The organism is Pseudidiomarina terrestris (assembly GCF_030466405.1).
Lineage (GTDB): Bacteria > Pseudomonadota > Gammaproteobacteria > Enterobacterales > Alteromonadaceae > Pseudidiomarina > Pseudidiomarina terrestris.
Genome location: NZ_JAGGJF010000003.1, coordinates 69,234 through 91,343, shown reverse-complemented (window position 1 = coordinate 91,343; position 22,110 = coordinate 69,234). Strand labels below are relative to the sequence as shown.

Sequence of the window (22,110 nt, the reverse complement as noted above, 5' to 3'; positions counted from 1 at the left end):
CCCGCTTAGAAGATCGAGTCGTCGTCACCAAAGACTGTCGGTGACGATGACTTATCCACATACTCAGTGGGTGCCGTACCCGGGATAAAGTACTCAAAACGCGTCGTGTAATCACTGGCGCGACTGAGCTTTCCGGTGGCCAGGTCGATTCGGGCAGAAACCAGGCCAGGCGGTACATCAAAGGGCTTCGACTCGACATCTTCAACTGCGGTTTCCATAAAGTCGATCCACATAGGCAGCGCAGTCTTGGCCCCTGCTTCCGTACCCGAAATAGGCTGTTCACTACTATCAAGGTTACTGTTCATCGTGGTGCTACCCAGAGCATTTTCGAGGTTATCGAAACCCACCCAGCCGGTCGCAACCAGTCCACTGACAAAGCCTGAGAACCAAGTATCTTTGACATCGTTGGTGGTACCCGTTTTACCGGCGATATTACGCCCGACATGGTTGGTGATAGGGTCCGAGCGTTGAATCCGCCAGGCCGTGCCGTTCCAACCGGTTTTGTGGGCCCAGCTGCCGCCGCCCCAAACCGCCGATTGCATCGCCTGAGTGACCAGGAACGCATTCTGTTCGGTAATCACCTGCGGCGCTTCCAGCACCTCGCGGTCAGCCGGCTCGCAGGCAACACAGGCAACTTTGGGCCGCGCCTGGAAAATCACCTGTTGCTGATTATCGACGATACGCTCGATAAAGTACGGCTCAATCAAGTAACCGCCATTGGCGAACACAGCATAGCCGCGAGCCACTTCAAGTGGTGTCATTGACGCCGAACCAAGCGATAAAGATTCGTTGCGGGGCAGCTCATCGTAATCAAAGCCAAACCGCGTCAGGTAGTCAACCACTGTATTGACGCCCATGGCTCTTAACAGGCGCACGGACACCACGTTTTTTGACTTTGCCAGCGCTTGTCTTACCCGGATGGGGCCTTCGTACACATCAGGTGAGTTGCGCGGCCGCCAGGCGATACCGCTGCCCGGGTTCCACTGGTTGATGGGCGCGTCATTCACTAAGGTGGCCAAGGTGAAACCATTGTCCAGCGCCGCTGAATAGATAAAGGGCTTGATGTTAGAACCGACCTGGCGCTCTGCCTGTACCGCTCGATTGTACTGGCTCAGTGTAAAGCTGTAGCCGCCCACCGCTGCCGCGATACCGCCATCATTGGGGCGCAAAGCGACCATCGCCGCACTCGGCTCTGGCACTTGCGCAAGACGCCAGCCGTTATCGGTTGCGCGAACCCGAATAACAGCGCCCGCGGTAAACACATCGACAATGGACTCCGGTGCCTGGCCCTGGCGTTCACGGTTAATCAAGGGCCGCGCCCAAGCCACCTGCGACCAGTCGAGCTGACCCTGCTCGCCGTCAGCAAAGAGCAGCGTTGCTTGCTGCGCTTCGCTATTGATCCCCAGTACCGCCGCAGGACGGGTCAGCCCCACCGGCCTGAAATCTTGCAGGCGCGCGAGCACCTCAGTTTCAGGTAAGGGATTCTCCTCTTTAGCCGGTCGCCATAATTGTGCCTCGACGCCCCGGTAACCGTGACGCTCATCGTAGCCATGCAAGTTCGCTTGCACAGCACGCTGCGCCGCACGCTGCTGTTTGGCGCTGGCGGTTGTGTAAACTTTCAGGCCACTGTTGTAAGCAAGGTCCTCGCCATAGCGAGCGACCATTTCGGCGCGCACCATTTCCGCTAAGTAGGGCGCATTCATGGTCACTTCAGCGCTATGCACGCGGGTCCTGATTGGCGCAGCTAAGGCCGTCTGGTATTGCTGCTCAGTGATTTTGTCTTCGGCTAACATACGGCCAAGCACCACAGCGCGGCGCTCGCGAGCGCGCTCGGGATTCGAAATCGGATTCATAGTGGAAGGAGCTTTGGGCAAGCCGGCAATCATCGCCATTTCTGCCAACGTCAACTCGCTTAACTCTTTACCGTAGTAGACCTGCGCTGCTGCGCCGATGCCATGGGCACGATGGCCAAAGGTAATTTTGTTCAGGTACAGCTCGAGAATCTCATTTTTTTCCAGCTGACTCTCAATATGCAGTGCGATAAAGGCTTCTTTGATCTTTCGTGTCCAGGTTTGCTCAAAGCTTAAGTAGAAATTTCGCGCCAACTGCTGGGTAATTGTACTACCCCCACTTTGAATTTCGCCGGTTGCAATAAGCTGGAAAAAGGCCCTGGCAACACCGATAGGATCAATCCCGACGTGCTCATAAAAGCGCTGGTCTTCAGTGGCTAAAAAGCCATCAATAAGGCTTTGTGGCACGTCTTCCAGGGCGACGGGGATACGTCGTATCTCACCAAACTGAGCGATCATCTCACCATCAGAAGAATAAACCTGCATAGGAGTCTGTAAGCGAACTTCGCGCAATTCTGCAACACTTGGCAGCTCGTCTTTGTAGTACAAGTACATACCACCAACGCTAAAACTACCTACAACAAAAGCAATCAATGCGCTGTACAGTATCCATTTTAAAACTTTCACAAAATTTATCCTTTTTTGGATCTGGTGCTATCTTTGTAAAGAAACAGTTGCTTAGTTGCTATCTCTCGCTGCATATTATAGAAAGATAAGGAAAGATTCCTATGCAAGCTCGAAAAACTGCTATGCTCTTTGCGGAAATCTTACATTTCTGTCGTGCGCAGCGAATGGCAATTACTATATAAAACGAATTATAAGCCATTTACATATCCCATCGGGAGAACATTATGGGGCTGTTTGGTCTAGGTAAAAAGCCTGGTCTAGGCATCGATATCGGAACAGATGCGATCAAAGCTATAGAAATTGTATCACAAGGAGACACGTACGAGATCGTCCGTGTTGCCGAGACGCAATTAGCTAAGAACCTCATCACCGACGATGAAATTACTGACATCGAAAAACTTTCCAAAGCGCTGAAGCAAACGAAAAAAAGCTTGAGTGCTCGCGCGATTGACGTGGTCGGCGCCGTCTCTGGCAGCCAGGCCATCTCAAAGCAGCTAGCCATGTCCCTTGATCTTGATGACGAAGCGATCGCAGAGAAAATCGAAACTGAAGCTGAAGCGTTAATTCCCTTCCCCTTAGCTGAAGTCCGCTATGATTTTGAAAGCCTTGGCGAGCATCCAACCATGCCCGGACAGCAGCGGGTCATCGTTACCGCCACCCGTACCGTCAGTGTCGATACCCGCGTGCAAGCCATGGAAGAAGCCGGCTTCAAAGTTCGCATCATGGATGTCGACAACCAGGCGATATTACGTGCTTGCGACCATGTCATGCCGCATATGCATCCAGACCTTTATGACAACAAGTTACCCCTGTTGGTTCTCGATATCAGCAGTGCCGCTGTGCAAACCATTGTCATTGGCCATGGCGAAGTTATGTTTACCCGTTATCAAAGTGGCGGTCTGAACCAGTTGTTTAAAGCGTTAGAAACAGAAGACAACGCTGACCACGGGGAAATCTTTGCCAAGCTCAGAGCAGAAGAAACAGAAGACATTTCGCCCCTTATTCTACAGGACTTCCTTGGTAATCTTTGGGCGCAAATCAGTCGTGGCATGCAAATCTATCGCAGTAACGCGACAAAAAAAGACTTCGCTGGTGTGTTGTTAATTAACCGTGGCGCAATGGTACCTTTGGTCGTCGATCACATTCGTGATCAGGTCAAGTACCCTGTGGTGAGTCTCAACCCGTTTGAGCATTTCACACTGCCCGATAAATACCAACACTTACAATCCCACGGTCCACGTTTCGTTGAAGCGCTAGGACTGGCGTTACGGAGCTTTACACCATGGCACACGTAAACCTGCTCCCCTGGCGCGAGATTGCGCGCCAACGCGCAAAACAAAGATTCGGTATCCATGCCTTTATTGCGCTATTGATCGCGGCAGCGCTGGTCTTTATTGCCTACAAAGTTATTCAGGATTTTCAGCAGCAACAAATTGAGCGCAATCAGTTTCTCACGTCGCAGATCACGATCTTAGATGCTCAGATCGCTGAAATTCAGGAAATTAACAAAAAGAAAGACCAGATCGTCAATCGCATGGAGTTGATTCAGTCCCTGCATCAGGATCGCAACACCGCCATTCATATGCTCAACGAGCTTTCCAAGCGTACTCCTGATGGCGTTCACATCGTCAGTGTCGAGAAACGCGGCGATCGCATGAGCCTGCGCGGTCGGAGTGTTTCCAATAACCGCGTATCAGAGTTCCTCAGAGCCATTACCGAATCGAGCGTCTTCAACAATCCTGAGCTTCGCGAAATTTCCTCTGACGTCGAAGAGACTGAAGGTCCGACGCGTTACAGCGCTTTCTCGCTGAGCGTGACTGTTGCCAGACCCCAGACTATAGCGCCTGGCACAACGGAGGGTGGATCATGAATTTACGTGAACTCGACATAAATGAAATGCCTTTTTGGCCCGCGCCCTTCCGCTTTGGCGCCCTGGTCCTGCTGATTATTATCTGTTTAGGTCTCGCCTACCATTTCCTGCTATCTGACGAGTGGAATCGCTACAAGCAAGAGCAAGCACGTGAAACTCAGCTTAAACAAGATTATCAAGTGAAGTACCGGACTGCCGTGAACCTGCCCGTATATCGCAGTCAACTGGCGCAGCTCAATGAAGATTTAGAAGTTTTACTCGACATGCTGCCTAACGATGATGAAACTGCGCGTTTACTCGATGATATTACCCTGGTGGGCACCCGTAGCGGTCTCGACTTCGACCGCATCGAGTGGCTTGATGCGCAACCGCGTGAATTCTATACCGCACTGCCAATGCGTATTGACTTGCAGGGTGAGTACCATCAGATCGGCGAGTTCGTCGGCCAGATTGCTGGATTGCATCGTATTATCAGCGTCAAAGACTTTACCCTGCAACGCTCAGACTTAACTGACGATTTACAGCTGAATGTCACTGCTGAAACCTATCGGCAACAAACCTTGAGGGCGCAACCATGATCAAGCGCTTCAGCTTTGTCCTTACCTCAGCGTTGCTTCTTACTGCCTGCAGTCAGGGTGGCCATCAGGATCTTGTCGCCTATACTGAACAAGTCCGCAGCAGCTCTGTGCCAAATGCCGAGCCTTTACCCGAGATGCCCGAGTTACAACGTATTGATTATAACGGCCGTACGTTTCGCAATCCGTTTGAGCCAGCACCTCTCAATGCTCCTTCGGTAGGCGAAAATACGAAGGGTTGTCCACAACCGAACCTTGAACGTGAGCGAGAGGAGCTCGAGTCACTGGGACTTGACCAGTTTACTTTAGTTGGCACCATGCGCACCAACAGTGAAGGTCAGGTCGCGCTTGTGAGTACCAACCAGGGACGCCTCTATCGTGTTGCGATGGGCGATTATATGGGTCTTAATCTGGGGCAGATTACTGAAATCACCTCGGACTACATAATGATAGCTGAATGGGTTCCAGCCGGTGATGGTTGTTGGCAACGACGCGACACCGCACTGCGCTTACCGGGTTCACAAGGGAGTTCTGATCTATGACGTACGTTATCCGTTTCATGATGCTCATCATGCTGCTGCCAGCTGCGGTTGGCGCCAACGAGCTAGTACGTATCGAACAAATTCCATTAGCGAATGACCGCTTCAATCTTGAAGTGCACTTCGCTGATGCGGTTAAGGCACCTGTTGTTCGACGCAGTGAGAACCCGTTGGTACACGAATTTCTTTTGCTCGGCACAGCCAATGAGCTGTCCTCCGGCATTCAGAATTTAGCAGACCACCCACTACTTGAAAATGTGCAGTTGGAACAGCTGCGCGAAGATACTTTGTTACGAGTTACCACGACCGAGCCGCTCGACCATTTGTTGAGCCGTTACGAAAGCGTGATGGTGCTCGTGTTTGTCGAGTCTGACGAGCCGGGGGATGCCGGACAGACTGCCGCGGTCACCACCACAGAACCCGAGCAGATGGCTGCCGAACCTGAGCCTGTTGCTGCCACCGAGCCGGCGCCCGAACGTCGAGCCGCGCCGCAAGAGCCAGCCAAGGTTGTTACCTCCGCGGCAGCTCCGAATCTGGATGAACCCAGCGTCACTGATATCAACTTTACCCGGTTACCTGACGATGTTGCCCTATTGCGTTTGCAACTGACTGACCAGAGCATTGAACATGAGGCGCGTGTGCGGGGTAACCGTCTCGAGCTAACCCTGTATGACACAGAAATCAGCGATGATTTACTTTATGTGCTCGACGTCAGCCAGTTCGCGACTCCAATCGCGCATATCGAAACCTTCCGTGAGGGCGACGATGCCGTGATTACCATCACCGGTAAAGACGATTTCCGCCATCAGCTGGAGCAGATCGACGACTCACTGAATCTGAAATTCAGCAAACCTATTGAGGTGGTTGAGAATGATGGTTCGCAACGTCCAATATCACTGAATTTCCAGAATGTTCCGGTGCGCCAGTTACTGCAAATACTTGCCAACGAGAATGATCTTAACCTGGTGGCCAGCGAGTCGGTGACCGGTAATATCACCTTACGGCTGGAAAATGTGCCCTGGCAGCGCGCCTTGAATACCATTTTGCGGGTGAAAGGCCTATCCAGTCGCATGGACAGCAATATCCTTATCGTTGCACCGGCGGATGAGCTTGCCGAGCGTGAAGCGCAAGAATTAGAAGCGCGTCAGCGTCTGTCGCAACTGGCTCCGCTGGAAAGCACCTACATCCAGATTAACTACGCTAAAGCGGCCGACATCGCAGCAATTCTGCGTACCGAAAGTTCTGACTTATTGTCTGAGCGCGGTGCCGTCACTGTTGATGAGCGTACCAATACCTTGCTCGTTCGTGATACACCACGCCAGATCGAAGAAGTTGAAGACATGGTCGAAGTGCTTGATGTCGCGGTGAAGCAGGTCGTTATCGAAGCACGCATGGTCACGGTGCGCGATAATATCAGCGATGAGCTGGGTATCAACTGGGGTATCACCAACCCTAGCATGGGTGGCCCTGACTTCTTCGGTTCCGGTACAGAAAACAGCGGTGACTTTAACGTCAATCTGCCGGTGTCGAATCCTGCTGCTACTATCGGCTTCCAGGTCGCCAAACTTGCGGATGGTCGCTTGTTAGACCTTGAGCTGTCGGCACTGGAACGTGAGAACAAAGGTGAAGTTATCGCCAGTCCACGCATTACCACCGCCAACCAGAAGAAAGCCTATATCGAACAGGGTACAGAAATCCCCTATGTCGAAAGTGCATCATCGGGCGCGACTTCGGTACAGTTTAAGAAAGCGGTGTTAGGTCTTGAGGTGACACCACAAATCACCCCGGATAACCGCGTCATCATGGATCTGGTCATCACCCAGAATACTCGTGGTGAAACAGTTTCCACCCCTACGGGTCCGGCGGTTTCCATTGATACCCAGGAAATCGGTACTCAGGTGCTGGTTGAAAATGGCGAAACCATTGTGCTCGGTGGTATCTACCAGCAACAAATCCTGAACGACATTACCAAGGTACCGATACTGGGCGATATTCCGTACGTAGGCGTGTTATTCCGCAACGATAGCCAGATCCACGAAAAACGTGAACTGCTTATCTTTGTCACGCCAAGAATTGTAATGACGAAGCCGTAATCCTTGCTTAAATGGCTGTGACTTGCGATAATCCCGCCTCTTTTGGATTGGGTAAAGGAAGGTCAGACAGACACTCCGGATTCCGTGAGTCACAGCTATTAAACGAGTGATGTAAAGCAAAGATATGGCTGAAAAACGTAACATTTTCTTGGTAGGCCCCATGGGGGCTGGTAAAAGCACGATTGGCCGGCAACTCGCTCGGCAACTTCACCTTGAATTCTTCGACTCTGATTCTGAAATCGAGCGCCGCACTGGTGCCGATATCGCGTGGGTCTTCGAACTGGAAGGTGAGGAAGGTTTTCGCGCGCGCGAAGAGAAGGTTATCGAAGAGTTAACTGAAGCAACCGGTATTGTCTTAGCCACCGGCGGCGGCTCGATCCTTAGCAAAGAAAGCCGTAATCGACTTTCCGCACGCGGTATTGTTGTGTACTTGCAAACGCCGATCGAAAAGCAGCTCGCTCGCACCCAGCGCGACAAGCGCCGTCCTCTGATCGCTGAGGCGGAAGACCCGCGAGCGGTGCTCGAAGGACTGGCTTCCGAGCGCGACCCTCTGTACGAAGAAATCGCTGATGTAGTGGTGCGTACTGACGAACAAAGCGCTAAATTTGTCGTTGATAAAATTATTGAACAAGTGGGGTTATAGCCCCAGCAACGGAGCAACGCATGCAAGTCGACTCTCAGGCCTTGATTCATCGTATCGACGTCGGACTTGCTGAACGCAGCTACCCTATTCATATCGGTCGGCAACTTTTCTCAGAGTTGCCGACGCTCCTGACATCGCTTCCAACGCAACTTTGTATTATTACCAATCCCACGATTGCCGCGCATTATCTGCCAGCGTTGCGAGCCGCACTGCCTGATGACGCGACGGTGCTGGTGCATGAAATTGCTGACGGTGAGCATGCAAAAAGTCTCAGCAGCTACGGTGAGGTCATGGATACCCTTATTGCCGCCAGTTTCAACCGTGATTGCGCCATTCTGGCACTTGGCGGCGGTGTCGTAGGCGATCTCGCTGGCTTTGTCGCCGCCACTTATCAACGTGGTGTCCATTTCTACCAGTTGCCTACGACATTACTGGCTCAGGTCGATTCTTCCGTGGGTGGTAAAACCGCGATCAACCACCCGGGCGGCAAAAACCTCGTAGGTGCCTTCTATCAGCCCCAGGCCGTTGTGATCAGCACCGACTGCCTCAACACCCTGAGCGAACGGGACTATGCCTGTGGGCTTGCTGAGGTTGTCAAATACGGGATCATCTACGATGCTGACTTCTTTACCTGGCTCGAGGACAATGTAGCCGGCCTCAATGCACGGGAGCCGGAAGCGCTGGCCCATGCCATTCGGCGCTCCTGTGAAATTAAGGCTGAGATCGTCGCCGCAGACGAGCGCGAACAAGGCTTGCGGGCGCTGCTTAATCTGGGACATACCTTTGGCCATGCTATTGAAGCTGAATATTACAACAGCTGGCACCATGGTGAAGCGGTTGCCGCAGGTACCGTTATCGCCGCCCACTACATGCTGCAGCAGGGCGAGCTGCCCGCTGTTGATTACCAACGCATCGAAGCTTTATTGCAGGCGTTTCACCTGCCCGTGCGCGCCCCACACCTAAGCGAGTTGCAGTGGCAACAACGTATGCAACGTGATAAAAAAGTACAGGCAGGACGGTTACGTTTTATTCTGCCGACCGCCATTGGCCGCGCCGAGCTGCGCACTGTCACCGATTGGTCGGGCGTTTGGCAGGCGATTAGCGCCGTCACCGAAACTCGTTAAGCTTGGACCAACAGTCGTGAATAAGAAAAATCGAGCCTTTCTCAAATGGGCGGGCGGTAAATACAATCTGATTGAGCCTATTACCGCTTTATTGCCGGACGGGAACAAGTTGGTCGAGCCGTTTGTGGGTGCTGGATCGGTATTTCTGAATACCGACTATCCAAATTATGTGCTCAATGACGTCAATCCGGATTTAATCGCGCTGTTTAAAACCATCAAACGCCGGCCGCAGACTTTCATCCATGATGCCCGCAAGCTGTTTCACGCCAACACCAATAATGATGAGGCGTATTACGCCCTGCGGCGTGAATTTAACGCCACCACAGACCCGTACCGCCGTTCGTTGCTGTTTCTCTATCTGAACCGGCATGGCTACAACGGCCTCTGCCGCTACAATCGCTCCGGGCAGTTCAATGTGCCGTTCGGCAGCTATCGTAAGCCGTACTTCCCCGAGCCCGAAATCGAGTTCTTTGCCAGTAAAGCACAGCGCGCGGTATTCACCTGCATGAGCTTTGAAAAGGTGTTTCGCCGCGCCCGCAAAGGCGATGTCATTTATTGCGATCCACCTTACGCACCGCTCACCGCGACCGCCAACTTTACCGCCTATGCAACGGCCGGATTTAGTTTGGACCAGCAGCATGAGCTGGCGCGACGTGCAGCTAATGCGGCGCACAAAAGGGGAATACCCGTGCTGATCAGCAATCATGATACCGAGCTCACCCGTTTACTCTATGCCGATGCCGACTTAAAAAGCCTGCAGGTAGCGCGCTTTATCAGTCCAAAAGCCGATGGCCGCACTAAAGTCGCCGAATTGCTGGCGCTCTACAGTTCTAAACCGCGAGCGGCTAACGTTATTCCGCTGGCACAAGCAAAACGCAAGGTAGCACCATGAGCCAACAGCTAACCTGGATAACAAAATCCTTCGCCGAACTTAGCACCCGGGAACTCTATCAGTTGCTGCAACTGCGTCAGGAGGTGTTTGTGGTGGAGCAAACCTGCCCTTACCTGGATGCCGATGGCCTGGATGACCAGGCCACCCATCTTTATGCCCTCGACGCAGAAGGTGAGATGGTTGCCTACGCGCGCTTATTTGCAGCTAATGAATCGGTCCCCTACACACGTATTGGCCGGGTCATCAGCGCCGGCAACGTGCGTCGTCAGGGGCTGGGCCGGGAACTAATGCGCCGCGCGATTGAGTGGTGCCGTCAGCAGCATCCGCAGGCACCGATCCGGCTTGGCGCGCAGGTCTATCTGCGAGCGTTTTATCAGAGTTTTAAATTTCGTGAAATCGGCGACGATTACCTGGAAGATGGCATTCCTCACGTTGATATGGAACGCGCACCATGAGCGCAGGCGAGACCTTTTCTCTGCGCAGCACGCCAGCAGGACTAGGACTGGTCTGGCACGAGCAAGAGCAAATGAAACCGCTGGTGATAGACTTCCTGGCCGGCAGACAGGCACATCGGGCACAGCAGGCGACCACCAGAGACGAAGCCATTGGTCGTGCCTGTGGCCTTGTTAAGCATCCGCACAGCAGTATCATCGATGCGACCGCCGGCTTGGGTCGCGATGCCTGGGTGCTGGTGAATCTTGGCGCCAACGTAACCATGCTCGAGCGCCAGCCAGAGGTTTACGCACTGTTACAGGACGCTCTTGCGCGCCTCTATGCACAGCAGCCCGAGTATCGCGAACGCTTTTTCCTGGCCGACTACACGTCACTGAATGCAGCTGCGACCGGCAGTGCAGATGTGGTTTACCTGGATCCCATGTATCCAAAGGGCGACCGTAAACAAAAAGCGGCAGTCAAAAAGGACATGCAAATGTTTCAACAGCTGGTGGGTAGCGACAGCGATGCCGATCAGTTACTGGCGCCCGCCCGCCGCGTGGCGCGCCGCAGAGTGGTGGTCAAACGCCCCCAGCACGCAGCTTTTCTGGCCCAGACAAAACCAGACCTGCAGGTGGTGAGTAAAAAACACCGCTTTGATGTTTATTTGAATCCAACGCCACCGAACGATGCGTTGGCCGCTGGTACCTCATCATGACGCAGAAGTATGATGCGATCATCATTGGCGCCGGCGCAGCTGGTTTGCACTGTGCCTGGCAGGCGGCCGCCCGCGGCTTGCGCGTGTTACTGCTCGATCACGCCAAGCAAGCCGGTAAAAAAATCCTGATCTCCGGTGGTGGTCGTTGTAACTTCACCAACTTGTATGCAAGTCCGGAGAATTACCTGTCGGAAAACCCGCACTTTTGTAAGTCCGCGCTGAGTCGTTACACCCAGTGGGACTTTATCGGTCTAGTGGAAAAACATGGTATCGCCTATCACGAAAAAACGCTCGGCCAGCTGTTTTGTGATGACTCGGCAAAAGCCATTGTCCGCATGTTGCTGGACGAATGTGATAATCACGGTGCCAGAGTACAACTGCGCACTGAGATCACTTCGGTCGATTATCAGGATGAGCTTTACCTGGTGAGCACCTCGCAGGGCAACTATCTGGCCCCGCAACTCGTGGTGGCCTGCGGTGGCCTGTCGATGCCCAAACTGGGCGCAACCCCGTTTGGCTATCAGCTGGCAGAGCAGTTTGGTCATCGCATACTTCCCGTACGCGCCGGACTGGTGCCTTTTACCCTGCACGAACGCGATAAAGACGCCTACAGCGAGCTGTCCGGTTTAGCTCTGGATGTTACCGCGGAAAATGCGCGCGCTAGCTTTAAAGAGGCGATGCTGTTCACTCATCGTGGTCTGAGCGGTCCGGCAATGCTGCAGATCTCGTCGTACTGGTGGCCTGGCGAAAGCTTTAGCGTCGATTTGCTGCCCCAGCTTGATAGTCTTGCTGAGCTGCAGCGACTTCGCAGCGAGCGCCCTAAACTCGGCCTTCGCAGTGTCCTGCAACAATGGTTTCCAAAACGCTTCGCGCAGACCGTCGCCGAGCAACATCAGTGGCCGGATAAAAACTTGGCGGACTGCAGTAACGCGATGCTTGAGTCGGTGGCAAACACCCTCCATGCCTGGCCGGTTAAACCCAACGGCACAGAGGGCTATCGTACCGCCGAGGTCACCTTAGGTGGTGTTGATACCGATCAGCTCAGCTCAAAAACCATGGCCAGTAAGCAGCAGCCCGGTTTGTTTTTTATCGGCGAAGTTGTTGATGTCACGGGTTGGTTAGGCGGCTATAATTTTCAGTGGGCCTGGGCCAGCGCCTACGCCTGTGCCGAGGCACTCACACCGCAATAAGAGGAGTATGGATGGGACATCATCACGATCATGACCACGCAAAGGACATGCCCTCATCGCGGCTAGGCTGGGCCTTTTTCCTCAATTTTGGCTTCACCATTATCGAGTTTATTGGTGGCGTTCTGACCAACAGTACCGCGATCCTCGCGGATGCAGTACATGATCTGGGCGATACTCTGTCTCTGGGCCTGGCCTGGCTGCTGAACAAATTCGGAAATAAGCAACCCACCCATCAGTTTACCTATGGCTACCAGCGTCTGAATCTGGTCGGTGCGCTGATTAATGCGATGGTGCTCATTGCTGGTTCGGCCTGGGTGTTGGTCACTGCCGTCCCGCGTTTGTGGGACCCACAGATGCCTATGGCAGACGGTATGATTGCACTTGCAGTACTGGGCATTGCGGTAAACGGCTTTGCCGCCTATAAGCTCTCCAAGGGCAAAACCCTTAACGAGCGGGTCATTAACTGGCATTTGCTCGAAGATGTCTTAGGTTGGGTGGCCGTACTGATCGTTGGTGTGGCATTGTTATTTGTCGACTGGCCGATTCTCGACCCGCTGCTATCCATCGCTTTCACTTTGTTTATTCTGATCAATGTCGCCCGTAATTTGTGGGCCACGCTGCGTCTATTCGTGCAGGCGACGCCGGATCAGGAAACCTACCGCAACGTCGCCGAAACACTGCAGGCGCTGCCGGAAGTCGCCGATGTCCATCACCTGCATTTCTGGTCTCTCGATGGTGAGTCACATGTACTGACCGCACACCTGGTCTTAGCGCGCAATCTCAGCGCCGAAGAGAGCGGTGAGCTCAAGCAGCAGATCGACGAAGCATTACTGAAATATGAGCTCAGTCATACCACTATTGAACTCGAACACCCCGACGAAGTCTGCCGCGATAGTCCGTAAGACTTCTGGATAAAGTTGTAATAATTTTTGAGATTGCTACTCTGAGTCTTACTGTTACCTATGCTTGCAAGCAGGAAAACGCATTATGGTTAAGTTTGTTCAGCCACCCAAGCTGAAGACCTCGCAGGGTGACATTCGGCGTGTGGGCTTTGAACTTGAATTTTCTGGTATCGATGTTGCGACCAGTGCCGAAGCCGTCGCTCATGCGCTTGGCGGCTCTCCCTATGCCAAAAGCTCAGCACAATGGCAGGTTGAGGGGCCTTTGGGAGATTTCAAAATCGAGATCGACTGGAATTTTCTGCACCGGCTGGCCGCGGAGAAAGGAACAGAGGCCAATACCGACGCCCTTCTCGACTCCCTAAGTCAGGCCGCAGGGTTGGTGGTGCCAGTAGAAGTTGTCTGCCCACCCATTGCTTGCGACCAACTCGATCAACTTGACGAGCTGATTGTGGCGTTGCGCAAAAGAGGAGCCAAAGGCACAGACGAATCGATGATAGCGGCCTATGGTACGCACATTAATCCTGAACTACCGGACACGGACAGCGAAACCATCTGCCGTTACATGCAGGCTTATGCCCTGTTACAGTGGTGGTTGGTCGAACAACACCATGTGAATACCACGCGCAAGTTGAGCCCGTTTATCGATCTTTACCCTGAGGCCTATGTGCGTGAATTGCTGAATTACGAGTCGGTCACCATCAATCATCTTATCGATCATTATATTGACGCCAACCCGACGCGTAACCGCGCCCTCGATATGTTGCCGCTGTTCAGCCACCTCGACGACGAACGGGTCAGAGCGCAAATCGAGGATGACAAAATAAACGCCCGCCCGACGCTGCACTACCGCTTACCTAATTGCCGCATCGATGATGCCGACTGGACTTTAGCTCGAGAGTGGAATCTCTGGTGCAACGTAGAACGGCTGGCTAATCGCCCGCAGGCGCTCGCTGAACTCGCCGCGGATTTTCTGGATGCTGATCGACCTATGCTCGGCGTCGCCCGCCAACCCTGGATTAAACACGTAGACCAATGGCTGACAGAAAACCTCGCATCGGAGTAACCGGTGCCGGAAAAAAATGGTCCCCCTCGTGGTGGACAACTCGTTTCGCGCTCTGGCTCTGCGGGGCAGAAGTCGAGCGCATCAGTGTCCGCCACCGTCCTTCGGGGTTGCCGTTACATGGCATCGTCATCGGCGGTGGCAGTGATATTTCACCGGAACACTACGGCGGAACCCTCAGCGGTAAGGTAAAGCATGACCCTGATCGCGATGACCTGGAAATACGATGGATCAAAAAAGCACTGCGCGATGATATTCCCATGCTCGGGATTTGCCGCGGTGCCCAACTGATCAACGTCGTCCATAAGGGGAACTTGTTCGATGACATTCGCGACCGTCGCAAACATACTTATAACCGCCCGGGCCTATTGCCCACCAAGCAAGCCTTTGTTCGCGGCGATAGCGATTTGGCCAGCATAGTCAAAAAGCGTAAGCTGCGGGTCAACAGTCTGCACCATCAGGCGGTTCATGATGTGGGTAACGACCTGCGTATCGTCGCTCATGACCTTGACGAGATCCCACAAGCCATCGAGAGCACCGGTCATCATCCCATCGTTGGCGTACAGTGGCATCCTGAATACTTATTTTATGTGCCCAGTCAGTTGCGTCTGTTCCGCTGGCTGGTGAACAAAGCGAAAGAACTACGCGGGCGCGGTTAACAACTCATCGAGCTCAGGCAAGGAGCGTACCGTGTAATGCGGCGGAGTTGCTAAGGGATAAGCTACGCCGTGGGTATTCAGCCAGCACGAATGCAAACCGCTTTGCTGGGCACCGAGCACGTCAGAGTGCGGATTATCGCCAGTCATTAGCACCCGTTCCCGGTCACGTTGCCCCATCAAATCGAGCGCATGACTGAAGATGTTGGGATCAGGCTTCGCCGTGCCCACCTGTTCCGAGATCACCACCAAATCGACCAGATCACGCAGCCCCGTCTGCGCTAGTCGCGCTTCTTGCAGTGCGGTAAAACCGTTGGTGACGATGCCAATTTTAGCCGACTGCCGCACCTTTTTAAGCAACTCTCTGGCCCCTTCAAGCGGCTGGCAAATCATCGCCATGGCGTCTAAGAACCCTGAGTTGAGCTCGTCCGCGTCAACCTCGAGCTCTGCCGCCCAGCGCTCAAACCGGCGCCGCTGCAGTGTTGCAGCGTCAATGTCCCCGTCCTGATACTGCTGCCATAACGGCTTATTTACCGCCTGATAATCACGGTAATGCTCGCTGGTAAATTCGACCCCGTACCCCTGGAAAAGTTGTTGCAGCCCCGCGTGGGCGTCGAACGAGAACAAGGTCTCATCGGCGTCAAACAATAGCCAATCGTAGCTTTGTAATTTACTAGGCATCAATTACCTGGTCCTTATCAAAGATTCCACCAAAGGGTCGCCAGACCCAACAGAACAAAAACTGCCGCGGCAACATAACGCATCGTATCTAGCGGCACTCTGCGCATAAGTTTACCGCCGAGCAACACCACAGGGACATTTGCGATCAACATACCTAAGGTGGTGCCCAGAGTCACCCAGACCACGCTAGCATACTGGGCGCCCAGAACTACAGTGGCGATCTGGGTTTTATCCCCAATCTCAGCCAGAAAGAAAAGCACAAAGGTGGCGCATAGCGCACCGTAGCAGGAGCAACGGGTTTCTTCGTCCGCCAGTTTGTCGGGCACTAACACCCACAAGCCAATAACGATGAAGCTGATAGCAATAACGATGCCAGCATAATCAGCGGGCAACCAGGATACGGACCACTGGCCAAACCATGCAGAAACGAAGTGATTAATAAGGGTAGCAGCGATGATGCCGATGATAATCGGCCATTTTTGTCGGTAGCGGGCGACCAGGACTAAACTTAGTAATTGGGTTTTATCACCAATCTCTGCCAGTGCCACCGTTAGTGTCGAGGTAAGGAAAGCTTCCATGATGTACTCCGGCGGGCCAATTTCACTAAGGCAAACAGCAACCCCCGCCATGTTAGCGGTTGCTCTTTACCTTAGGTCTTGCCAGTTCCGGTGGCCCGGAACGAATACACCATGAGCCAATGCGGGCTCAATTATGTTGACGCACTCACTGTTTACCTGCAGTGCTGCAGGTAAAAGTCGACTACTCCCCTAAGACGGCCGCCATTTTAACTAGTTTTGCGGTCGTCGCGCAAGATCAGCCTTGGTTCTCCTTTACACAAGCTTAACCTGCATCATCGGAATAAGCGGATATGCCGAGCCGTTAACCCTGCGAGATTTCAACCAAAAGGAGAACTCACATGAAAAAACTTACTTCACTTTCTTTTGTAACGTTAATGAGCCTTACCGCACTGGCGACACCGGCTGTTTTCGCGCAAGCCGTCGACGCCTCTGCACAAGCCAGCACTAATGCTAATGCAGACGCCGCGGTCGCCATCGATAATGGCTCTGCCACTGCGCAAACCGACGCCGAAGCGAATGCTAACGCAGACGCAGACGCCAGCGTCGACAGTGGCAACGGCACTGAGGATGCCGCAAACGACACTACCGACTCCACCAATGAGGCGAGCAGCGACGCCACAGCGGCGATGTCCTCAGCAGCAACGACGACTATAGCAACAGTTAGCGGCTCACTTGATAACGCAGCAAACACTGCGGTAGCCGCTTCATCAGCAGTAGATACTGTCGTTGCAGGTGCTGTTAACAGTACTGAGCAAACACTTGCCCAAACCGTGAATGCCGGTGTTGACGCGGCCGTCAATCAAGAGGTCACAGGTCAGGTCAACGACAACGTGCAGGACCAGGTTTCAACAGCGGTTAACGGTGCTGTCGAAGCGACACTGCAGAACACTATCAGTCAGACCCTGGATCTATAAATCCACAGCAGGCGCGGTAGCTTTTGGCTACTGCGCCTTTTCCTCGTCAGCAATCCCGCAACAAGGACCAACACTATGACGTATAACACTATGCTTCCGGTCGTGCTTTTAATTTTATGCCCTGCAGCTCAGGCCGAAACGTCCACCAGCAACTGGACATTTGCCAACGAATTTGAGGCGGGGTATCTCTACGACAGCAACGTTGGCTTATCGCAAATTGACGAAAATACGACTGAAAGTGATCAGGCTCTGCAGCTACGTGGCAAGCTTCAACTCGGCTGGCAGGCGACTGAGCAACTGAATATTTCGACCAGCTACCAGTATCAGAATAAAAATTACCGGGACTTTTCCTCCTTCGATCAGGAGATTACGACATTAATGGCAGACATCAACTACCAGCTTGCCTGGTTCAAAGTCGGTGTTAGCCAACATAATGCCGATGCTAAAGTCGCCCACCGTGACTTTCTCGATTTTCGTCAAACGAGTTACTACCTGGCGGATCTGATCGGTGACAGCATCTATTGGCGCTTGGGCCATCAACGGTTAACCAAAACACTGCAGGACTACCCCGCACGCAATGCTGCAGCAAGCAACTACTCTGCGGATCTATTCTGGTTCTTTCATCAGGGCTCGCGTTTTGTCACCTTTGGCTATACCCATGAAGATGAAGTCGCGGCGGACGCTAAATTCAGTTACCTCGGCCACCAGCTTCGCTCCAGTCTGAACCAAACACTTGACCTGTGGGGACACGCGCAAAAACTCTCGCTTAGCGTTGACTATAAAAATCGTGACTATAGCTCTGCCTGGCTGCCGAACCAAGCGGCGCGGCAAGATAATGTCACCACCTTTGAAGGTCAGTGGCAGGCGCCATTGAGCAAGCACTTTACCCTGGCTGTCACGGCCAAACACACCAACAGCGCATCAACCGTAGAAGCTGCTGACTACCGTGATACAAGTGCTGGCGTAAGCCTTCAACTGGAATTCTAAAGCGGTGGTTGTCCGGGTGTCAGTAACCCTCGCCCGAAAATGGGATCCGGCCCGGGCGCACCCAGATCCTGTAAGTAGGGGGACAGCTTGTCGGCGATCGACGTCTCCCGCGCTTCCGCAGAATCAGCCAGTACACAACTTAACAGCGCCGAAACTACCGGCGCCGCCATTGAGGTGCCCGATTCTGCGGTGAGTCCACCTCCACCTCTTACTGTGGTCACATCGACGCCGAGCGCTGCGTACTCAATGTGGCGCCCCCGGTTTGCCCAGGGATAAACACGTTGCTGAACATCTACCGCCGTAACCGCGATCACCTTATCGTAGGCGGCTGGGTAGAGTGGCGGCGCCGCCGGCCCGGCGTTACCGGCGGCGGCGACAATAATTGTGCCGCTCGCGTGGGCGCGCTGCAAAGCCACCCGGAGAATTGCATTATCAGGTCCGGTCAGCGACATATTGATGACCCTAACGCCCTCAGCAACCAGCCAGTCGAGTGCTTCAATCAGGGCACTGACAGGAGCGCCCTGACTCAGTGAATTATGTTCATAGAAAACTGCCGCGGCGAGCAGTCGGGCATTTGGTACGAGTGGTTGCAGTTCTTCCCCTTTGCCCAACCACAGCCCAGCAATGGCTGTGCCATGCGCCAGCGGTTGCGCGAACTCGTCATCTAGAAACGAGCGCTGGTGGATGTCAGCCTCGGCAAAATAAGACACCCCGGTATCGATACGGGTATCGATAGCGCCAAGAGTTAGCGGATCGTCACAGGCTACGCCTGAGTTGCTGTTTGCAGGAAGGTCTTCCGCACTTGTGCCGGAGTCTTGAGCAAAATAAATATGCTGTCGTGCAAGGGTGGCCTGCATAAACTCCGGCAACAACTCGCTTAACGCCTGTCGCGAATCATAGTGAGCGGGTACACGAAAACGCACCACGGTCAATTCTAGCGCGGCCAGCTCACGTTGCCCGAGGACCTCGATGGGTAGCTTTTGCAAAAGTTGTACCTCATCGGCCTCAATCGCCATCAGCCACTCACGCTCGAGTGCTCGCCAACCGTCTTCCACGCTGACTTCACGGAGCAATAGATTGCCCTGTGCATCCGTTATCTCAAAGACTGCCGGTAACACCTCGGTGAGGTGAGTGGTAGCGCTTTCTATGCTCGTCAGAACGGGATGGCCCGGGTACCGGGGAAGCTTGGAAGTCTCAAGCTTTGCATTCTCCCGCAGCTGCTCCAGGGTCTCTGGCAACTGTGGCAATTGCTGAGGCAGCTGCGGAACATCGCGCAACACTTGTGCTTGTGATATCGGCGCTAAACCGGCGGCGATCAGCATAATGATCAGCAACATTTTCATCACGTTCATGGGGGATTTCCCTAAGTTTGGGCTCACTTCCTTTAATAACGGCTGATTCCTGAGAAAATTCCACCACCAATGGAATAAACTTAAGTCCTTGCCCGTTATCCTACCAGAAAGGCAATGGAGCAGTTATGAGAAACCAGATAAGAACAGTATTACCTGCTTTACGTCGGTTTGCCTTATCGTTAACAGGCAACCTTGCCGATGCAGATGACCTTTTACAGTCGACTGTCGAGCGATTACTTAGCCGATCTGTACCGGCGGATACCGAGCTAGCGCCCTGGGCATTTAAAATCTGCCGCAACCTTTGGATCGACCAGCATCGGGCAGCAAAAGTTCGACAACGGGCTGCTGCGAACCCGGAGTTGCAGTGCGGTAATTCATTCGATAATGAAGCTCAGGTGACAGCCTTGCTAAGTTTACGTGAGGTGGAAGAGGCGATGCAAAGGTTACCGGAAGAGCAGCGCCTGGTGCTCTCGCTGATTGCGATACAGGACCTTTCCTATAAAGAGGCAGCGGCAATTTTAGGCGTACCCAAAGGCACCATCATGAGTCGTTTGGCGCGCGCCCGCAGCAAGCTTGTTTCAGAGTTCAACAGAGATTCCGCAGGAGCCAGCGCATGAAAATTACCGATGAACAGTTATCCGCATTTTTAGACAATGAATTGCCTGCCGCGGAAATGCAGATGATTCGCGACCGCGTCGCGACCGATGAAGCTGTTGCTGAGCGTCTGGCACAGCTTGCTGAAATTGATCAGGTGGTGAGCTCGCACGCCGAGCGGCTGCTTAGCACGCCCATGCCAAAATCCGTGCTCAACCTCTTGCAGGATAACGCCGAAAAGCCACGCAGCTGGCTCACAAAGCTGACTCATTTCAGTTGGCCATCCGCTGCTATCGCGGCTACCGTGGCGGTGGTCGTTACCCTACAACTCACTTCGTCGCGGCAGGTTAATCAAGACGCCCCCTGGCAAACCATCGCAACCGTTTTAGAAACACAACCCAGCGGCTCAAGCTATAAGCGCGCAGGTGTCGAAGTTTTACCACGGTTTACTTTTGTCGCTCAGGACGGGAAGTTTTGTCGCCAATACCGTGTGACTCAGGCCACTACAGCCGCTGAAGCCATCGCCTGTCGCAGTGAAAGTGGCGAATGGCAAGAGGTAGCAAGGCATACCGCGCTTGCAGGTAGCAGCAGTAAGGATTTCCAGACCGCGACCGCAGCCCAGTCACTGGATCCACTGCTGATGCAATTGATGTCATCGGCGCCGTTAGTGGACAAGCCCGAGCAACGTTTACTCGATGCAGATTGGCAGCTACCTGCAGAGGAGCAAACACAATGAACGCCGCTAAACTTGTCCTGCTGTTGAGTAGCTCCCTGCTGTTACTGGCGTGTGCGGCGCAAAACTTCCATGGGTTGACGAAAATGAAACAGGTTGATTATCAGCAGCAACACGTCAGCCAACGGCAATTCCTGCTGAGCGTCACCAGTCCCGACGAACGTCTGAGCAGACAGGCACTCCTGCTTCGCGCAGCTGAACTGACCGAACAACTCACCTACGACTGGTTTGTGGTGCGCCCTGAGCGCAGTCAGCAAAGTACAGCAGCCGCTAATCCGGTTGTTTTGCAGACACGCGTAATTCTGGGAGTTGGAATTCGACCTGCAAGTGCATGTAGCTTCCATCCTGAGCAAATTTTTAATGCCGCGAAGTTCGGCTGGAGTGCGAATGAACTCAGCAAAGATAGCTGTTTTACCTAACCTTTTCGGAGGTATCCAATGCAAAATGTGAGAGTTTTACTAAACTTAACCTTGTCTTCTCATCAAAGGAGCAAACTATGAACTACATGAAAATGATCATCGTCAGTTTCACAGTAACATTACTCGCTGCCTGCTCAAGCCAGCCTGACTACCGGGCTGCTGAAGATGGTGGCTACGGGTACACGGAAACCCAACTCACCGACACTCAGTACAAGGTGAAGTTTAAAGCGCGAGGCACCGATAAAGGTGCGGCAAACAACTATGCATTGCTGCGCGCAGCAGAAGTCACCTTGCAGAACGATTACGACTGGTTTGTTATTACCCATCGTGAGACCGAAGTCGATAAAGAGACCGTGCATAACGCAGATTTCGCATATCCTATGTCAGGCGACATGGTCACGTACTGTAATGCGATTCGCTGTGAGACTCGCTACTATCCACGCACGGCCTACACAGCCGGAATTCATGTCGGTGGCCGAACCGACAGCGACATCGTCGTAACGCTCGATATTAAAATGGGTAACGGCGAGCAACCGGATACCAATTACAGCTACGATGCTTCTGAGGTGGTGACGAACCTGCAACCGAAAAAATCAGACAGCTAGTTCTGTTACCGAAGGTAATTTGTCGAAGGGCGCCAAAGTTCTGCTTTGCGCGCCCTTTTTCTTCGCAAGCACTAAG

At 53.3% G+C, this 22,110-nt stretch carries 24 protein-coding genes and 1 riboswitch; of the genes, 20 read left to right on the top strand and 4 right to left on the bottom strand.

Annotated elements, in window-relative coordinates; translation table 11 throughout:
* Nucleotides 1-5 precede the first annotated feature (5 nt).
* Nucleotides 6-2,477, bottom strand: coding sequence for a penicillin-binding protein 1A (locus J6J34_RS07340; RefSeq protein ID WP_301898756.1), 2,472 nt, complete (start codon nucleotides 2,475-2,477; stop codon nucleotides 6-8).
* A 224-nt stretch (nucleotides 2,478-2,701) separates the two neighbouring features.
* On the opposite strand from J6J34_RS07340, the gene pilM reads away from it, so the two are divergent.
* The 14 genes from pilM (at nucleotide 2,702) to J6J34_RS07270 (ending at nucleotide 15,174) form a co-directional block, all read left to right on the top strand.
* Nucleotides 2,702-3,772 carry a type IV pilus biogenesis protein PilM gene (gene pilM, locus J6J34_RS07335; RefSeq protein ID WP_301722089.1) on the top strand — a complete coding sequence of 357 codons (1,071 nt, stop codon included), beginning with the start codon at nucleotides 2,702-2,704 and terminating at the stop codon, nucleotides 3,770-3,772.
* Complete coding sequence (locus tag J6J34_RS07330) at nucleotides 3,760-4,347, top strand: PilN domain-containing protein (protein WP_301722088.1); 588 nt, start codon at nucleotides 3,760-3,762, stop codon at nucleotides 4,345-4,347. The genes pilM and J6J34_RS07330 overlap by 13 nt, the downstream gene beginning before the upstream one ends.
* Nucleotides 4,344-4,925 (top strand): type IV pilus inner membrane component PilO, encoded by a 582-nt coding sequence (locus J6J34_RS07325; RefSeq protein ID WP_301722087.1) that lies wholly within the window; start codon nucleotides 4,344-4,346, stop codon nucleotides 4,923-4,925. The genes J6J34_RS07330 and J6J34_RS07325 overlap by 4 nt, the downstream gene beginning before the upstream one ends.
* Nucleotides 4,922-5,464 (top strand): pilus assembly protein PilP, encoded by a 543-nt coding sequence (locus tag J6J34_RS07320; RefSeq protein ID WP_301722085.1) that lies wholly within the window; start codon nucleotides 4,922-4,924, stop codon nucleotides 5,462-5,464. Before J6J34_RS07325 ends, J6J34_RS07320 begins: the two co-directional genes overlap by 4 nt.
* Complete coding sequence (locus tag J6J34_RS07315) at nucleotides 5,461-7,554, top strand: type IV pilus secretin PilQ (protein WP_301722084.1); 2,094 nt, start codon at nucleotides 5,461-5,463, stop codon at nucleotides 7,552-7,554. Before J6J34_RS07320 ends, J6J34_RS07315 begins: the two co-directional genes overlap by 4 nt.
* A gap of 124 nt (nucleotides 7,555-7,678) precedes the next feature.
* Complete coding sequence (gene aroK / locus J6J34_RS07310) at nucleotides 7,679-8,197, top strand: shikimate kinase AroK (RefSeq protein WP_301722083.1); 519 nt, start codon at nucleotides 7,679-7,681, stop codon at nucleotides 8,195-8,197.
* Nucleotides 8,198-8,217: 20 nt separating this feature from the next.
* Nucleotides 8,218-9,321: a 3-dehydroquinate synthase gene (aroB, locus tag J6J34_RS07305; protein ID WP_418055206.1), complete on the top strand. Its 1,104-nt coding sequence runs from the start codon at nucleotides 8,218-8,220 to the stop codon at nucleotides 9,319-9,321.
* A 16-nt stretch (nucleotides 9,322-9,337) separates the two neighbouring features.
* Nucleotides 9,338-10,213 (top strand): Dam family site-specific DNA-(adenine-N6)-methyltransferase, encoded by an 876-nt coding sequence (locus tag J6J34_RS07300; RefSeq protein ID WP_301898754.1) that lies wholly within the window; start codon nucleotides 9,338-9,340, stop codon nucleotides 10,211-10,213.
* Entirely contained in the window at nucleotides 10,210-10,668 is a 459-nt protein-coding gene (locus J6J34_RS07295; protein ID WP_301898753.1) for a GNAT family N-acetyltransferase, read from the top strand. The genes J6J34_RS07300 and J6J34_RS07295 overlap by 4 nt, the downstream gene beginning before the upstream one ends.
* A complete protein-coding gene (locus tag J6J34_RS07290) occupies nucleotides 10,665-11,363 on the top strand; it encodes a class I SAM-dependent methyltransferase (RefSeq protein WP_301898751.1) in 699 nt (232 codons plus the stop codon). Before J6J34_RS07295 ends, J6J34_RS07290 begins: the two co-directional genes overlap by 4 nt.
* The gene (locus J6J34_RS07285; RefSeq protein WP_301722077.1) at nucleotides 11,360-12,553 is read left to right on the top strand and encodes a BaiN/RdsA family NAD(P)/FAD-dependent oxidoreductase; all 1,194 of its coding nucleotides are present in this window, start codon (nucleotides 11,360-11,362) and stop codon (nucleotides 12,551-12,553) included. The genes J6J34_RS07290 and J6J34_RS07285 overlap by 4 nt, the downstream gene beginning before the upstream one ends.
* Before the next feature lie 11 nt (nucleotides 12,554-12,564).
* The gene (locus J6J34_RS07280; RefSeq protein ID WP_301722075.1) at nucleotides 12,565-13,455 is read left to right on the top strand and encodes a cation diffusion facilitator family transporter; all 891 of its coding nucleotides are present in this window, start codon (nucleotides 12,565-12,567) and stop codon (nucleotides 13,453-13,455) included.
* 85 nt (nucleotides 13,456-13,540) lie between these two features.
* On the top strand, nucleotides 13,541-14,518 hold the full coding sequence (locus J6J34_RS07275) for an amidoligase family protein (protein ID WP_301722073.1): 978 nt from the start codon (nucleotides 13,541-13,543) through the stop codon (nucleotides 14,516-14,518).
* Entirely contained in the window at nucleotides 14,488-15,174 is a 687-nt protein-coding gene (locus J6J34_RS07270; protein WP_301722071.1) for a gamma-glutamyl-gamma-aminobutyrate hydrolase family protein, read from the top strand. The genes J6J34_RS07275 and J6J34_RS07270 overlap by 31 nt, the downstream gene beginning before the upstream one ends.
* Here the strand turns inward: J6J34_RS07270 and yjjG are convergent.
* Both yjjG and J6J34_RS07260 read right to left on the bottom strand, forming a co-directional pair.
* Nucleotides 15,157-15,852, bottom strand: a complete 696-nt coding sequence (yjjG, locus tag J6J34_RS07265) for a pyrimidine 5'-nucleotidase (RefSeq protein ID WP_301898750.1) — start codon at nucleotides 15,850-15,852, stop codon at nucleotides 15,157-15,159. The genes J6J34_RS07270 and yjjG overlap by 18 nt on opposite strands.
* A 17-nt stretch (nucleotides 15,853-15,869) precedes the next feature.
* A complete protein-coding gene (locus tag J6J34_RS07260; RefSeq protein WP_301898748.1) occupies nucleotides 15,870-16,430 on the bottom strand; it encodes a TMEM165/GDT1 family protein in 561 nt (186 codons plus the stop codon).
* Between the two features lie 5 nt (nucleotides 16,431-16,435).
* Nucleotides 16,436-16,632: riboswitch (yybP-ykoY riboswitch) on the bottom strand.
* Between the two features lie 136 nt (nucleotides 16,633-16,768).
* On the opposite strand from J6J34_RS07260, the gene J6J34_RS07255 reads away from it, so the two are divergent.
* Both J6J34_RS07255 and J6J34_RS07250 read left to right on the top strand, forming a co-directional pair.
* A complete protein-coding gene (locus tag J6J34_RS07255) occupies nucleotides 16,769-17,344 on the top strand; it encodes a hypothetical protein (protein WP_301898746.1) in 576 nt (191 codons plus the stop codon).
* 75 nt (nucleotides 17,345-17,419) lie between these two features.
* On the top strand, nucleotides 17,420-18,331 hold the full coding sequence (locus tag J6J34_RS07250; RefSeq protein WP_301774609.1) for an outer membrane beta-barrel protein: 912 nt from the start codon (nucleotides 17,420-17,422) through the stop codon (nucleotides 18,329-18,331).
* On the opposite strand, the gene J6J34_RS07245 is transcribed toward J6J34_RS07250, so the two are convergent.
* Nucleotides 18,328-19,683, bottom strand: coding sequence for a S8 family serine peptidase (locus J6J34_RS07245; RefSeq protein WP_301898745.1), 1,356 nt, complete (start codon nucleotides 19,681-19,683; stop codon nucleotides 18,328-18,330). The genes J6J34_RS07250 and J6J34_RS07245 overlap by 4 nt on opposite strands.
* Nucleotides 19,684-19,808: 125 nt before the next feature.
* Between J6J34_RS07245 and J6J34_RS07240 the strand changes: the two genes are divergently transcribed.
* From J6J34_RS07240 to J6J34_RS07225, 4 genes are all read left to right on the top strand, one after another.
* Nucleotides 19,809-20,300 carry an RNA polymerase sigma factor gene (locus tag J6J34_RS07240; RefSeq protein ID WP_301898744.1) on the top strand — a complete coding sequence of 164 codons (492 nt, stop codon included), beginning with the start codon at nucleotides 19,809-19,811 and terminating at the stop codon, nucleotides 20,298-20,300.
* Nucleotides 20,297-21,013, top strand: coding sequence for a DVU3141 family protein (locus tag J6J34_RS07235; RefSeq protein ID WP_301898743.1), 717 nt, complete (start codon nucleotides 20,297-20,299; stop codon nucleotides 21,011-21,013). The genes J6J34_RS07240 and J6J34_RS07235 overlap by 4 nt, the downstream gene beginning before the upstream one ends.
* Nucleotides 21,010-21,429 carry a CC0125/CC1285 family lipoprotein gene (locus tag J6J34_RS07230; RefSeq protein WP_301774605.1) on the top strand — a complete coding sequence of 140 codons (420 nt, stop codon included), beginning with the start codon at nucleotides 21,010-21,012 and terminating at the stop codon, nucleotides 21,427-21,429. Before J6J34_RS07235 ends, J6J34_RS07230 begins: the two co-directional genes overlap by 4 nt.
* A 77-nt stretch (nucleotides 21,430-21,506) precedes the next feature.
* On the top strand, nucleotides 21,507-22,034 hold the full coding sequence (locus J6J34_RS07225) for a CC0125/CC1285 family lipoprotein (RefSeq protein ID WP_301774604.1): 528 nt from the start codon (nucleotides 21,507-21,509) through the stop codon (nucleotides 22,032-22,034).
* Nucleotides 22,035-22,110: the final 76 nt, after the last annotated feature.

Coding starts and splice junctions, on each gene's coding strand:
- J6J34_RS07230 (WP_301774605.1), top strand. CDS start 21,010: ATGAACGCCGCTAAACTTGTCCTGCTGTTGAGTAGCTCCCTGCTGTTA.
- aroB (WP_418055206.1), top strand. CDS start 8,218: ATGCAAGTCGACTCTCAGGCCTTGATTCATCGTATCGACGTCGGACTT.
- pilM (WP_301722089.1), top strand. CDS start 2,702: ATGGGGCTGTTTGGTCTAGGTAAAAAGCCTGGTCTAGGCATCGATATC.
- J6J34_RS07275 (WP_301722073.1), top strand. CDS start 13,541: ATGGTTAAGTTTGTTCAGCCACCCAAGCTGAAGACCTCGCAGGGTGAC.
- J6J34_RS07245 (WP_301898745.1), bottom strand. CDS start 19,683: ATGAACGTGATGAAAATGTTGCTGATCATTATGCTGATCGCCGCCGGT.
- J6J34_RS07240 (WP_301898744.1), top strand. CDS start 19,809: ATGAGAAACCAGATAAGAACAGTATTACCTGCTTTACGTCGGTTTGCC.
- J6J34_RS07270 (WP_301722071.1), top strand. CDS start 14,488: ATGGCTGACAGAAAACCTCGCATCGGAGTAACCGGTGCCGGAAAAAAA.
- J6J34_RS07255 (WP_301898746.1), top strand. CDS start 16,769: ATGAAAAAACTTACTTCACTTTCTTTTGTAACGTTAATGAGCCTTACC.
- J6J34_RS07235 (WP_301898743.1), top strand. CDS start 20,297: ATGAAAATTACCGATGAACAGTTATCCGCATTTTTAGACAATGAATTG.
- J6J34_RS07315 (WP_301722084.1), top strand. CDS start 5,461: ATGACGTACGTTATCCGTTTCATGATGCTCATCATGCTGCTGCCAGCT.
- aroK (WP_301722083.1), top strand. CDS start 7,679: ATGGCTGAAAAACGTAACATTTTCTTGGTAGGCCCCATGGGGGCTGGT.
- J6J34_RS07330 (WP_301722088.1), top strand. CDS start 3,760: ATGGCACACGTAAACCTGCTCCCCTGGCGCGAGATTGCGCGCCAACGC.
- J6J34_RS07320 (WP_301722085.1), top strand. CDS start 4,922: ATGATCAAGCGCTTCAGCTTTGTCCTTACCTCAGCGTTGCTTCTTACT.
- J6J34_RS07290 (WP_301898751.1), top strand. CDS start 10,665: ATGAGCGCAGGCGAGACCTTTTCTCTGCGCAGCACGCCAGCAGGACTA.
- J6J34_RS07325 (WP_301722087.1), top strand. CDS start 4,344: ATGAATTTACGTGAACTCGACATAAATGAAATGCCTTTTTGGCCCGCG.
- J6J34_RS07295 (WP_301898753.1), top strand. CDS start 10,210: ATGAGCCAACAGCTAACCTGGATAACAAAATCCTTCGCCGAACTTAGC.
- J6J34_RS07260 (WP_301898748.1), bottom strand. CDS start 16,430: ATGGAAGCTTTCCTTACCTCGACACTAACGGTGGCACTGGCAGAGATT.
- J6J34_RS07285 (WP_301722077.1), top strand. CDS start 11,360: ATGACGCAGAAGTATGATGCGATCATCATTGGCGCCGGCGCAGCTGGT.
- J6J34_RS07280 (WP_301722075.1), top strand. CDS start 12,565: ATGGGACATCATCACGATCATGACCACGCAAAGGACATGCCCTCATCG.
- J6J34_RS07225 (WP_301774604.1), top strand. CDS start 21,507: ATGAACTACATGAAAATGATCATCGTCAGTTTCACAGTAACATTACTC.
- yjjG (WP_301898750.1), bottom strand. CDS start 15,852: ATGCCTAGTAAATTACAAAGCTACGATTGGCTATTGTTTGACGCCGAT.
- J6J34_RS07250 (WP_301774609.1), top strand. CDS start 17,420: ATGACGTATAACACTATGCTTCCGGTCGTGCTTTTAATTTTATGCCCT.